A 12,464-nucleotide genomic window follows, 5' to 3' on the forward strand; every position below is an offset into this window, starting at 1 on the left:
CTGCGCTCTAAAAGAGCAGTTTCTCGTAGATCTCGGCGATATGCTCCTCCATGAACGCCCGGATCTTCTCCGGGATATCCGCGCCGCCGAACCGCAGGTCGTAATGCAGGTCGGCGTTTTTGCCGGTCAGCGCCGACAGGGTGTCGGCGGCGACCTGCGCGGGGGATTCGCCTCCCGAGAAGGAGACGGACAGGATCCGCTCCATCCCCGCCATCTTGAGCGGGAAAAACGGGCAGCCGTAACGAACGGAAAAGTCGCACAGCCGCATTCCCTCGTGGACGAACGGCTCGCTGTCCCGGTAGGGACTCAGCGCGCAGGCGAGCGCCGCCGGTTCGTTGCCGGAAAGCGGCAGGACTTTGAGGTTCCACGCGTCCGAGTGCAGCGTGTCGGAATAGATCACCGTTATGCCGGTGGAGGCATCGACACAGCTGACCGCAAGGTCGCACACCGCGGGCGCGCGGAACATCCCCATCCGATCCAGCTGCCGGAGTCCCAGCTGCGGCGTCTGCGACGCCGAAAACAGGGTCATCAGCTCTTCGAGCTCCTCCGGCCCCGCCCCGCGCGACCACAGCAGCGACGGAACCGCCGCCAGCGAGGTCGCCGAGAGCATATCGACCGCAACGGAGCGCTTTAGCAGCTCGTCGACAAAGACGTTTGCCGCCGCCGCGCCCGCGCCGCTGCCGGAAAACGCGACACCGATTTTCATGGCAGACCTCCTCAGTCAGAGATACTGCCATCCCCAGCGGCAAAACCACCGCACAGCCGGGATGACAACGTCCGCGCCCCGCCCGTGGGGCGGCGCACCGGACACTACCATTCTATGCTGTGCGGCTGCTGCTGCCACTGCCCTGCCGGTCCTAATCGAACGGCCGGTATTCCGCCATGACGGCAAGCGCCGCGCGGATACCGTCCACCGCCGCGCTCATGATGCCGCCCGCGTAGCCCGCGCCCTCCGCGCAGGGATAGACCCCCCCGGCCCCCGGCGCCTGGTAATCCTCCCCGCGCAGGATGCGCACGGGCGAGGAGGTCCGCGTCTCGACACCGGTGAGCAGCGCGCCGGGCGCGTCGAAGCCGGGCAACTTTTTCCCGAAGGCGCGCAGCCCCGTTTCAAGCATTGACGAGACGAACCCCGGCAGGAGTTCGTGAAAGTCGCAGGGCGTCACCCCGCGCGCGTAGGTCGGCCGCATCCGCGCGGCGTCGAGCCCCGCCTTCCCCGCGAAAAAGTGCCCGATGTCCTGCGCGGGCGCGCGGTAGCCGCCGCCCCCGGCGGCGTAGGCGCGCCGTTCCAGCTCCCGCTGGAACGCGGCCCCACCCAGCGGCCCGCCGCCGTAGTCGGCGGGCGTGACCGAGACGGCCACCGCCGCGTTGGCGTTCTTCCCGTCGCGCGCGTGGTAGCTCATCCCGTTGGTGACCGTCATCCCCTCCTCCGACGCGGCGGGCACGACCACGCCGCCCGGGCACATGCAGAAGGTGTAGACGCCGCGCTCCCCCATCCGGTGGGAAAGCTGATACTCTCCCGGCGGCAGCGCGGGATGTCCCGCGTGTTCACCGTAGAGCCCCCGGTCGATCTCCGCCTGGAGGTGTTCGATCCGCACGCCGACCGAAAAGGGCTTGGCTTCCATCGCAAAACCGCGCCGCAGGAGCATCTCAAAGGTGTCCCGCGCGCTGTGTCCCGCCGCGAGCAGCAGCACGTCGGCGGGAATCTCCCCGGCGGAGGTGCGCGCGCCGCGCAGCCGTCCGCCCGTCACCACAAGGTCGGTCAGCGCGGTGTCAAACCGCACCTCCCCGCCGAGCGAGCAGATTTCCGCGCGCAGGTTTTTGACGACCTCGCGCAGCCGGTCGGTACCGATGTGGGGCTTCGCCCGGTAGAGGATCTCCGCCGGCGCGCCGAACCGCACGAACTCCCGGAGCACCCAGCCGCATTTCGGGTCGCCGATGCGGGTGGTCAGCTTGCCGTCCGAGAAGGTCCCGGCGCCCCCCTCCCCGAACTGCACGTTCGTTCCGGGGTCGAGGGTCCCCTCCCTCCAGAACCGCTCGACCGCCGCGACCCGCCGGTCCATCTCCCCGCCCCGCTCGAGGATGACCGGCCGGTAGCCGTTCTGCGCGAGCAGCAGTCCGGCGAACATCCCGGCGGGGCCGAAGCCCACAACCACCGGGCGGTGTTCCAGCGTCCGCGTCCCGCGGGGGATCTCGAGCGGCTCCTCCCGCCGCAGGGAGACCCGCCGGTCGGCGCAGCGGGAGGCGGCGGCATCCTCCTCGGGGGTCCCGAGCGTGAGCGCCACGGTGTGCACAAAGTGGATGTCGCCCCGCTTGCGCGCGTCGAGCGACGTTTTGACGATGCAGGCGTCCGCCGCCTGCACGCCCAGCAGCGAGGCCGCGCGGGAAAGCGCTGCCTCCGCGGGTTCCTCCAGCGAGGTCGTGATCGAATGGACGATGATCGGCATAAGTCCTCCTCCGCAAAAAACGAGGGCGTCCGGCAGGCCGGGCGCCCTCGGGATGGTTTGTCTATCGCTCCCTGATGTTGACGAGCACGGTGTAGTCGCCGCTCGCCCACGCCAGCCCCTTGCCCGGCGCAGAGATCCGCACCGGCATGGTATACGGTCCGGGCGAGGAGACGTCCTTGGTGGACATGTCGACCTCCGCGACCAGATCAGACCCCGAAAGCGTCGCCATCACATCCGCGTCCCCGATGATGTGCACCCCCGAAATGCTCGGGGACTCCACCGTGACGCTGTAGTTGACCGGGACGTTGGTCACCCGGATGTTGTCGCCAGGGATCGTATAGTTGCCTTCGAGCATGTCGGCGGTCTTGATCGTCACGATGACCGTGTCGACCCCCGAGAGGTTGGTGAAACCGGAGGGCAGGAAACTGTTGACATCAAAGGCAAAAAAGTTGCTGTCGATCGTGATCTCGTTGAGATTGATGAAGCCCATGTCGAGCTGGTCATAAGCGTCGATCAGCTCCTCGGGGCCCGCGACCAGTAGCGTGGCTACGGAAAACTCATCTTCCAGCCAGTCGATCGGAAAGCCCGCCGGGACGTTCAGATATTCTACACCTATGGAGAATTCCTTCTGCTTGAGCACCGGGATGGTCACATCCGCCGTTTCGGCGCTCATCGTCAGCAGGCTGCTGTCGAGCTCGTTGCCCTCGGCGTCGTAGAGGACGATCTGGCCGGTGCGGGTCTTGCTGGAGGTGATCGGCGCGTCAAAGCTGATCGAAACGACGCATTTGTCGATCCGCCCGACGTCGGTTTCCGGGCCCGAGATCGTGATCTCCCGCGGGCTGACCTTCGTCTGTCCGCGGACGTAGTCCTCGGGCGTCTGGAGCCCTTCGATGTCGGTGGCGACCTGGAAGGTCTTCTGCGCCTGGCGGTCCACCCGCACGCGCACGGTGGTGGGGCTGATCGCGTCGGTCTGCGCGAGGGTGAAGCCCTTGCCGAATTTATCCCCCGCGCTGTAGTTGCCCGTCTTGCCGCCCGAGAGGACGACGTCGAAGCTGCCCGGCGCGGTGATTCCGGAGAGGTCCGCGCGGATGTCCACATCCGCGGGCTTTACCGCGCCGACGACGGGGCGCGCGCCCTCGATGCGCACGTCGACCGTTTCGATCTCGCTGTCGACGATGCGCAGGTTGAGCGCGGCGAGCGCGTCCACCTGGTCGGCGGTGATGGTGACCGGAACGTTGCGGATGGTCTGAACCTTATCCGGCTCGACGTAGTAGACGATCACCAGCCAGATGATGACCGACGTCACCAGAGAAAGGATCATGAGCAGCCTCCGGTTGTCCAGGAGGCGTCCAAAGTTAAACTTCATTCGTATCTTCCCCCTCGGGGCTCTTCTTCCCCCGCTTGCGGTCAAAACGCTTGTCGGAAGGCTCGGCGGCGGCTTTTTCGGGGGTGAGCTCCGCTTCCAGATATTCCCGCAGGCGCGCGGTGGAAAGCCCCCGTTCCAGCTTGCCGTTGCGGCAGACGGTGATGAAGCCGGTCTCCTCCGACACGACCACGACGATCGCGTCGCTCATTTCGCTCATGCCGAGCGCCGCGCGGTGGCGGGTGCCCAATTCGCGGCTGATCTCCTGGTTATCGGAGAGCGGCAGAAAACAGCCCGCGGCGTGGAGCCTTCCCTCGCGGACGATCATCGCGCCGTCATGCAGCGGCGAGTTGGGGAAAAAGATGTTTCCGATCAGTTCGGGCGTGGGGTCGGCGTCGACGACCGTGCCCGTCTTGATGATGTCGCCGAGCTTGGTCTTCTGCTCGATGACGACGAGCGCGCCGATCTTCTGGCGCGAGAGGGAGGAGGCCTCCTCCACCAGGGCGTTGATGAACTTCACCCATTTGGCGCGCGTCTCCTGTTCGCTCATCCCGCCTGAAAAGACCTGCAGCTTGCCGATGCGGGAACGCCCGACCTGTTCGAGCGCGCGCCGCAGCTCCGGCTGGAAGACGATCACGAGCGCCAAGACGCCGATCTGCAAAATATTCTTTGTGATGAACTGCATGGCTTTCATCTCAAGCGCCTGCGCGAGCAGGTAGAGCAGCAGCAGCATCGCGATGCCCTTGACAAGCTGCGCGGCGCGCGTCTCGCGCACCAGCTTGATGCCCTGGTAGATCAAAAAGGCCATGACAAGGATGTCCAGCGCGTCTTTCCACTCAAACGTGCTGAACGTTCTGACAATGTTGTACCAGAGCTCGGCCATACATTCATTCCCCTTCGACGTTCGGACGATGCGGCCGGAAACCATTCCGGCCGCATAAATCCCTTTTTATATTTTATCACATATCCACAGCAAATCAATCTTTTTTTTGGCGCATGGCGCGGTTGGCTTTATTTCTCATATGCGATCTTCCGGACCGCCTGCGCGAACTGTCTTCCCTCGTCGGGCGTGTTGAAGGCGCCGACGCTCAGGCGCACCGTCCCGCCGTGGTTGGTCCCGAATTTTTTGTGCGCGAGCGGCGCGCAGTGCAGCCCGCCGCGGACCGCGAACCCCATTTCGTTGAGCTTCGCGGTCGTCTCCTCCGAGCCGAGGCCGTCGATGTTGAAGCTGAATACCGGCAGGTTTTTGCCGTGCTGGGGGGCGGGCGTGTAAAGGCGGACGCCCTTCACTCCGCAGAGCTCCTCGTAAACGCACCGGGCCACCCCGCTCTCAAACCCGGCGATCCGCTCCATTCCGCTCTGGCGGATAAAGTCGATCCCCGCGCCCATGCCGAGGATGCCCACCGTGTTGAGGGTGCCCGCCTCGAAGCGGTCGGGCATGAAATCGGGCTGCAGGTAATCGTAGGAGACGCTGCCCGTCCCGCCCTCCGCGAGCGGCCGCAGGCGCTTGCCGCACGAGGTGATGAGCAGCCCGGTCCCGGTGGGACCGTAAAGCCCCTTGTGCCCGGCCGTGCAGAGGAAATCGATCTGCATCCCCTTGACGTCGATCGGCTCGATCCCGGCCGTCTGGGCGGCGTCGACCGCGAAGTAGAGCCCATACTGCCGTGCGAGCTGCGCCAGCCGCGCGATCGGCAGCTTGACGCCGAACACGTTGGAGCCGTGCGTGACGATGATCGCGCGGGTGTTCGGCCGGATGCAGGAGCGGAAGGCGTTCACCGTCTCCTCGTCGTCCGAAAAGGTCTCCGCGACCGTATAGGTGATGATCCCCTGCACCGTGAGCGCGTGGACCGGCCGCAGGACCGCGTTGTGCTCGAGGTCGGAGATGATGACGTGGTCGCCCGGCTTGAAAAGCCCCTTGACGACCGTGTTGACCGCGTAGGTGCAGTTCTGGGTGAAGACGACGTCCTCCACGTCCGCCGCGCCGAAAAATTCCGCGGCCTTCGAGCGCACCTCGAACACCTGTTTGGCGGTCTCGGCCGACAGGTCGTGCCCGCTGCGTCCCGGGTTGGCGCCGTAACGCATCAGCGCCGTATCCACGGCGTCCTTGACGGAAGCGGGTTTGGGGAAGGTGGTGGCCGCGTTGTCGAAATAGATCATCCGGTCACCCTCCCCGCTGGATTTCCGAGACCTTGATCCCCGCCGCGCTCAGGATTCCGGCGGCGGCGGCCACGTCGCCGCGGATTTTGAGCCCGTACCCACAGCCCTGTCTGCTGTTGGGCGCGGTGTTGCGCTCCACATAGGCGGAAATCCCATTCTGTTCCAAGAGCTTCTGGCCCTTCATCGCGCTGGTGACGGAACGGACCACCAGCACGGCCTGATCTATATTTGTCATAAGCATCGTTCTCCCTGCTATGAAATCATGGATGCGGACGCGCCGCATTGCCGACTGTGTATTCCCGCCTGCGCGGGCAAAAGAAAATACAGCGGTACAGTCCGCGCGTCAAAACGCGTGCAGGTACCGCTGTATCATCATATGCAGGAACGCCCCGGAAAGTCAGCGCCTCATCAGCAGGCAGACCGCGTGGGCGCTGACGCCCTCCCCGCTCCCGGTGAAGCCCATGTGCTCCTCGGTGGTGGCCTTGACGTTCACATCCTCCGCCGGGACCCCGCAGGCGTCGGCCAGCCGCCGCCGCATCTGCGGGATGTATGGCGCGAGCTTCGGGGCCTGCGCGACGACCGTCGCGTCCACGTTGCCGATCTTCCAGCCCCGCTGCTCGGCCATCGCGCGCACCCGCCCGAGCAGCGCGACCGAATCCGCGCCCTCATAGGCCGGATCGCTGTCGGGGAACTGTGCCCCGATATCTCCGAGCGCGAGCGCGCCGAGGACCGCGTCCATCACCGCGTGGGCGAGCACGTCCGCGTCCGAATGCCCGAGCAATCCCTTTTCCCAGGGGATCTCCACCCCGCCGATCACCAGCCTGCGTCCTTCCGCGAGCCGGTGCGTGTCGTAGCCGTGCCCGATTCTCATGCCGCTCATATGCGTTCCCCCTCCGCCGCCTCCACCATCGCCGTCGCGACCACGAGGTCGACCGGCGTCGTGATTTTGATGTTGTCGTAGTCCCCGCGCGCGAGATAGACCGGGTACCCCGCCGCCTCGAGCATCTGGCAGTCGTCGGTATAGTCCATCCCCGTTTCCTCCGCCCTCCGCGCCGCCAGCCGGTAGCGCTCGAGCTCGAACACCTGTGGCGTCTGCACCGCGAACAGGGTGCTGCGGTCGGGCGTCGAAAGGATCCGCCGGTTTTCATCCGCGACCTTGACGGTGTCGGTCACCGGCACGGCCGCCGCCGCCGCGCCGTAGCGGACGGCGTCGATCACCGCGTCCGCGATGACCTGCTGGTTCACAAGCGGGCGCGCGCCGTCGTGGACCGCCACGTACTGCGTCTCGTACCCGACGGCCTCGACGCCGTTTTGGACCGACTGCTGGCGGGTCTGGCCGCCGGCGACCACCGAACGCACCTTCGGGACCCCCCAGGCGCGGATCAGGGCGTGCATCGTCGGGATATCCTGCGCGCGGGCGACCACGATGATCTCGTCGATCCAGTCGCTGTCGGAAAAGGCGAGCATTGTGCGCACGACGACCGGGACCCCGCAGATCTCCTCAAACTGCTTGTCGATCCCCTGCATACGCGAGGCCGCCCCCGCCGCGGCGATGACCGCCGCAACGCGGGGCTTTTCCAGTTTCCGGTTAAAGAGCATGTCCGCCACCCCCTTTTTTCATGATAGCGCCCGGGGAAGAAAAATTTGCGCGAATTTTGATACGCCCGCGCGCCCGTCCCGGCGGCGGGGCCAATCCTGTCCTATTATAGCAAATCCGCGCGCGGAAAAAAAGGCCCCCGGAAGCGCCTGCGCTTCCGGGGGCCTTTTTCTTTCAGATCAGATGCTGATCGCGTCCGCGATGTCGTAGAGGTGGCGGTTGAATTCCTTCTTCATGCTGAGGGCCTCGAGGATTTCGTAGTCGACGATCTTGTTCTCGTGGCAGACGACCACGCGGTTGCCGATGCCCTTTTCAAGCAGCTCGACCGCATGGTAGCCCATCTCGCTGGCGAGCACGCGCTCGCGGGCGGTCGGGGCGCCGCCGCGCTGCACATGGCCAAGCACCGTGGCGCGGGACTCGACGCCGGTGCGCGCCTCGATCTCCTCGGCGATGTCGTGGACCGTACCGACGCCGTCCGAGCTGGTCACGCCCTCGGCGACGATGACGATGAAGTGCTTTTTGCCGGTGCGCAGGGTGCGCTGCATCTTCTCGACGATCGCGTCGATCGAGAAGGGCACCTCGGGCACGAGGATGGAAACCGCGCCGCAGGCGATGCCGGCGTGGAGGGCGATGTCGCCGCAGCGGCGGCCCATGACCTCGACGATCGAGCAGCGGTCGTGGGATTGGGAGGTATCGCGCAGCTTATCGACCATGTCCATGACGGTGTTGACCGCCGTGTCGAAGCCGATCGTATAGTCGCTCGAAGCGATGTCGTTGTCGATCGTGCCGGGCAGGCCGATGCAGGGGATCCCCTTGAGGGAGAGGTCGCGCGCGCCGCGGAAGGAGCCGTCGCCGCCGATGACGACCAGCCCGTCGATGCCCGCCTGGAGGCAGGCCTCCTTGCCGCGCTCCACGCCCTTGTCGTCGCGGAACTCGGGGCAGCGCGCCGAATAGAGCATTGTGCCGCCGCGGTGGAGCGTGTCGCTGACGCTGCGCAGGTTCATCTCAAACATATCGTGGGCAAGCAGCCCGCTGTAGCCGCGGCGGATGCCGATCACCCGCATGTTCTTATGAAGGGCGGCCCTGACGACGGCGCGGATCGCCGAGTTCATGCCGGGGGCGTCACCGCCGCTGGTCAATACGCCAATCGCTTTCTGCTTGTTTTCCATATCCTCGCATCCTCCGTCTGCGGAAAATCCGCGTTCTAATCTTACTTATGCCCGATTATCGGCATTTTACCGAAATAATTATAGAAGATTCGTCCCTTTTGTGCAAGCGATTTGATTCAACCTGATTAATTTTTATCATAGTACTGGATAATTTCAAAGAAAACCCGCGAAATTTATTGTTTATATACGACGTTTTCCGCGCCGAGCAGCTTCTTGAGCTCCCGCTCGAGCACGGGGTTGTAATCTACCCACAGGGCGTGCGCGGCCACGTTGTATTTCCCCGTGTCCTTGAAATAGAAGTACACGGCGTCCCGGCCGGTCCCGCCGTTTTCGGGCGAAAAGATCGAAAGCAGATTTTTCACCCGGTCGTAGACGGGCGCCGACGCGCTGTCGATGCGCAGGTAGGCCCCGGCGTTTTTGCTGCGGGGCGCGGCGGGCCGAGCGGGCGCCTGCGGCGCCCGTTCGCGGCGCGGCGCGCCGGAATAGCGGCCCGCCCCCGCGGACGAACCCTCGGGCAGCGGCTCGCCGGGCGAGGCGGCGGCCTCGCAGATCAGCTTGGCGTCCTCCTCCTCGCGCATCGACACCCTGCCGCGCACAATGACGACGCTGCCCTCCGCGAGCTTGTGGGAATACTGCGTGAGCACCTTTGGGAACACCAGCATCTCGATGCTGCCGCTCGTGTCCTCGAGCATGACGAACGCCATCATCTCCCCGCCGCGGGTCGATTTGAGCCGCTTGGAGGAGACGATCGCCGCCACGCGCACCGACGCGCCGTCGGCGATATGGCTCCCCCGCTCCTCGGCGTTCGAGATATCGGCGATCAGCGTGCAGTGCTCCTGCTCGATCATCTCGGCAAAGCGCGCCATTGGATGGCCGCTGATATAGAGCCCCGTCGTCTCCTTCTCCATCGCGAGCAGCTCGGAGGGCTCGTATTCCTCCACACGCGGAAGCTGGTGGGCGGATTTGATCCCCACGTCGGGGTTGTCGAAGAGGTTGATCTGGCCGGAAATGTTGCGCTTGGCGGCCGCGTCGATGTCGTCAAGGATCGCCTCAAGACCCTCCAGCATGCTGTGGCGGTTCTTGCAGGCGCAGTCGAGCGCGCCCGATTTGATGAGGCTTTCGACCGCACGCTTGTTCGTCTCCTTGCCGTACATCCGCTCGCAGAAGTCGGAGAAGTCGAGGAAGGGGCCGTTCTCCTCCCGCTCGGCGATGAGCTCGCGGATGCAGCCCCGGCCGATGTTCTTGACCGCGAGCAGGCCGAAACGGATCGCGTCCCCGCTCACCGTGAAGCCCTCGCCGCTGATGTTGACGTCGGGGGGCAGCACCTTGATGCCCATGCGGCCGCACTCGCCGATATACTCGATGACCTTGTCGGTGTTGTCGAGCACGCTCGTGAGCAGCGCCGCCATGAACTCGCGCGGATAGTGGCATTTGAGGTAGGCCGTCTGGTAGGAGACGAAGGCGTAGGCCGCCGCATGGGATTTGTTGAAGGCGTAGGAGGCGAACGAGCTCATCTCGTCGAAGATCTCGTTCGCGGTCTCCCGCGGCACGCCGTTTGCCTGCGCGCCCGAAACGAAGACCTCCCGCTCCTTCTCCATCACATCGTGCTTCTTCTTGGACATCGCGCGGCGCACGAGGTCGGCGCGCCCGTAGGAGTAGCCGCCGAGCGCGCGGCAGATCTGCATGACCTGCTCCTGGTAGACGATGCACCCGTAAGTCACGTCGAGAATCGGCTTGAGGAGCGGGTGCTTGTAGGTGACGAGCCCGGGGTTGTGGCGGTTGCGGATGTAGGTGGGGATCGACTCCATCGGCCCGGGGCGGTAGAGGGAGATGACCGCGATCAAATCCTCGATCGACTCGGGGCCGAGCTGGGCGATCACGTTGCGCATGCCCGCGGACTCGAACTGGAAGACGCCGACGCACTGCCCCTTGGTGAGCATCGCGAAGGTGTCTGGATCGTCGAGCGGGATGCTGTCCGCGCGAAAGCCGGGACTGCGTTTGGCGGCCTCCTTCTCGGCGTAGCTGATGACCGTCAGCGTGCGAAGGCCGAGGAAGTCCATCTTGAGCAGCCCGAGCTCCTCAAGCGTCGTCATCGTGAACTGGGTGACCGGCATCGTCTCCTCCGCCTTGTAGAGCGGCACGTAGCTGTCCACCGGGTCGCGGGTGATGACGACGCCCGCCGCGTGGGTCGAGGCGTGGCGGGGCATCCCCTCGATCTTGCGCGCCATGTCGAGCAGCTCTGCGACCTTGGGGTCGCTCTCGCGCATCTGCTTGAGGTCCGCCGAGACCGAAAGCGCCCGGTCGAGCGTCATCTTCAGCTCGTTCGGCACGAGCTTGGCGATCGCGTCCACCTGCTGGTAGGGGACGCCGAGCACCCGCCCCACGTCGCGGATGGCCGCGCGCGCGGCCATCGTCCCGAAGGTGATGATCTGCGCGACATGGTCCGCGCCGTACTTGCGCACGACGTAGTCGATGACCTCCTGCCGCCGCTCGTAACAGAAATCGATGTCGAAGTCGGGCATGCTGACCCGCTCGGGGTTCAAAAACCGCTCGAAGAGCAGGTTGTAGCGGATGGGATCGATGCCGGTGATGCCGATGCAGTAGGCGGCGAGGCTTCCCGCGCCCGAACCGCGCCCCGGCCCCACCGGAATGCCGACCGATTTCGCGTAGTTGATGAAGTCGAAGACGATGAGGTAGTAGTCGACATACCCCATCTTGATGATCACGTCCAGCTCGTACTCCAGCCGTTCCGCGACGGCCGGGTCGGGCTGATCGCCGTAGTGGCGGCGCAGGCCCTCGTAGCAGAGGCGCTTGAAGTAGGAGAGGTTGTCCTCCCCGCCCGGCGCTACGAAGAGCGGGAGCTTGGTATTGCCGAACTCGAACTCGACGTTGCACATCTCCGCGATTTTGAGGGTATTGTCGAGCGCGCCGGGGTAGTTCTGGAAGAGCGCGGCCATCTCGTCGCGGCTCTTGACGTAGAATTCCTCCGTCTCGAATTCGAGGTCGCCCGGCTCGTCCACCGTGGTGTTCGTCTGGATGCAGATCAGCACGCTCTGCATCCTGGCGTCCGCCCTCTCGATGTAGTGGGCGTCGTTGGTGGCGACGAGGCCGATGCCCGTCTCCTTGGAGAGCCGCAGCAGGTCGGGCAGGATCTGCTCCTGAAGCCGGATGCCGTGGTTCTGGATCTCGATATAGTAATTTCCCTCGCCGAAGACGTTTTGGTACCAGAGCGCTGTCTCCTTCGCGCGGTCATAATCCCCCGCGGCGAGCATCCGGGGAATCTCCCCCGCGAGGCAGGCCGACAGACAGACGAGCCCCTCGTGATACTCCTCGAGCAGGTCGTGATCGACGCGCGGCTTGGAGTAGAAGCCCTCGACGAACCCGGCGGACACCATCTTGATCAGGTTCTGGTAGCCGGTGTTATTTTTGCAGAGCAGCACGAGATGGTAGGGGGAGGAATCGACCTTGTGCTGCTTATCGAAGCGGGTGCGTGGCGCGACATAGACCTCGCACCCGATGATCGGCTTGACGCCCGCCTTTTTGGCGGCCTTGTAAAAGTCGATCGCGCCGAACATCACGCCGTGGTCGGTGATCGCCACGGACGACTGCCCGAGCGCCTTGACCCGCTCGACCAGCCGCTCGATCCGGCAGGCGCCGTCGAGCAGGCTGTATTCGGTATGTACGTGCAGATGCGCAAAATCGGCCATTTCCGTTCCCCCTTTGCCCGTTCCTCT

Annotated in this window: 10 protein-coding genes; all 10 read right to left on the reverse strand. The window is 65.0% G+C overall.

What is annotated here, in order from left to right:
- Window positions 1-7: 7 nt before the first annotated feature.
- Window positions 8-706 (reverse strand): hypothetical protein, encoded by a 699-nt coding sequence (locus C1A13_RS07820; RefSeq protein ID WP_101550785.1) that lies wholly within the window; start codon window positions 704-706, stop codon window positions 8-10.
- A 151-nt stretch (window positions 707-857) separates the two neighbouring features.
- Complete coding sequence (locus tag C1A13_RS07825) at window positions 858-2,444, reverse strand: NAD(P)/FAD-dependent oxidoreductase (RefSeq protein WP_101550788.1); 1,587 nt, start codon at window positions 2,442-2,444, stop codon at window positions 858-860.
- A gap of 61 nt (window positions 2,445-2,505) precedes the next feature.
- A complete protein-coding gene (locus C1A13_RS07830; RefSeq protein WP_101550789.1) occupies window positions 2,506-3,810 on the reverse strand; it encodes a CdaR family protein in 1,305 nt (434 codons plus the stop codon).
- Window positions 3,800-4,690 carry a diadenylate cyclase CdaA gene (gene cdaA / locus C1A13_RS07835; RefSeq protein WP_242970832.1) on the reverse strand — a complete coding sequence of 297 codons (891 nt, stop codon included), beginning with the start codon at window positions 4,688-4,690 and terminating at the stop codon, window positions 3,800-3,802. The genes C1A13_RS07830 and cdaA overlap by 11 nt, the downstream gene beginning before the upstream one ends.
- Before the next feature lie 128 nt (window positions 4,691-4,818).
- Complete coding sequence (locus tag C1A13_RS07840; RefSeq protein ID WP_101550792.1) at window positions 4,819-5,964, reverse strand: aminotransferase class V-fold PLP-dependent enzyme; 1,146 nt, start codon at window positions 5,962-5,964, stop codon at window positions 4,819-4,821.
- Window positions 5,965-5,968: 4 nt separating this feature from the next.
- Window positions 5,969-6,199 carry a putative Se/S carrier-like protein gene (locus tag C1A13_RS07845; RefSeq protein ID WP_158595512.1) on the reverse strand — a complete coding sequence of 77 codons (231 nt, stop codon included), beginning with the start codon at window positions 6,197-6,199 and terminating at the stop codon, window positions 5,969-5,971.
- 162 nt (window positions 6,200-6,361) lie between these two features.
- Window positions 6,362-6,844, reverse strand: a complete 483-nt coding sequence (gene ispF / locus C1A13_RS07850) for a 2-C-methyl-D-erythritol 2,4-cyclodiphosphate synthase (protein ID WP_347295265.1) — start codon at window positions 6,842-6,844, stop codon at window positions 6,362-6,364.
- Window positions 6,841-7,563, reverse strand: coding sequence for a 2-C-methyl-D-erythritol 4-phosphate cytidylyltransferase (ispD, locus tag C1A13_RS07855; RefSeq protein WP_101550798.1), 723 nt, complete (start codon window positions 7,561-7,563; stop codon window positions 6,841-6,843). The genes ispF and ispD overlap by 4 nt, the downstream gene beginning before the upstream one ends.
- A 177-nt stretch (window positions 7,564-7,740) precedes the next feature.
- The gene (gene pfkA / locus C1A13_RS07860; RefSeq protein WP_101550799.1) at window positions 7,741-8,730 is read right to left on the reverse strand and encodes a 6-phosphofructokinase; all 990 of its coding nucleotides are present in this window, start codon (window positions 8,728-8,730) and stop codon (window positions 7,741-7,743) included.
- Window positions 8,731-8,903: 173 nt separating this feature from the next.
- Window positions 8,904-12,437 (reverse strand): DNA polymerase III subunit alpha, encoded by a 3,534-nt coding sequence (locus tag C1A13_RS07865; RefSeq protein WP_101550801.1) that lies wholly within the window; start codon window positions 12,435-12,437, stop codon window positions 8,904-8,906.
- Window positions 12,438-12,464: the final 27 nt, after the last annotated feature.

Source organism: Anaerotruncus massiliensis (ex Togo et al. 2026) (assembly GCF_900199635.1).
GTDB classification, from domain to species: Bacteria; Bacillota; Clostridia; order Oscillospirales; family Ruminococcaceae; genus Anaerotruncus; species Anaerotruncus massiliensis.

Bases quoted from the DNA above. Each gene is read 5' to 3' on its own strand.
- C1A13_RS07820 (WP_101550785.1), bottom strand. From the start codon at position 706: ATGAAAATCGGTGTCGCGTTTTCCGGCAGCGGCGCGGGCGCGGCGGCG.
- C1A13_RS07825 (WP_101550788.1), bottom strand. From the start codon at position 2,444: ATGCCGATCATCGTCCATTCGATCACGACCTCGCTGGAGGAACCCGCG.
- C1A13_RS07830 (WP_101550789.1), bottom strand. From the start codon at position 3,810: ATGAAGTTTAACTTTGGACGCCTCCTGGACAACCGGAGGCTGCTCATG.
- cdaA (WP_242970832.1), bottom strand. From the start codon at position 4,690: ATGGCCGAGCTCTGGTACAACATTGTCAGAACGTTCAGCACGTTTGAG.
- C1A13_RS07840 (WP_101550792.1), bottom strand. From the start codon at position 5,964: ATGATCTATTTCGACAACGCGGCCACCACCTTCCCCAAACCCGCTTCC.
- C1A13_RS07845 (WP_158595512.1), bottom strand. From the start codon at position 6,199: ATGACAAATATAGATCAGGCCGTGCTGGTGGTCCGTTCCGTCACCAGC.
- ispF (WP_347295265.1), bottom strand. From the start codon at position 6,844: ATGAGCGGCATGAGAATCGGGCACGGCTACGACACGCACCGGCTCGCG.
- ispD (WP_101550798.1), bottom strand. From the start codon at position 7,563: ATGCTCTTTAACCGGAAACTGGAAAAGCCCCGCGTTGCGGCGGTCATC.
- pfkA (WP_101550799.1), bottom strand. From the start codon at position 8,730: ATGGAAAACAAGCAGAAAGCGATTGGCGTATTGACCAGCGGCGGTGAC.
- C1A13_RS07865 (WP_101550801.1), bottom strand. From the start codon at position 12,437: ATGGCCGATTTTGCGCATCTGCACGTACATACCGAATACAGCCTGCTC.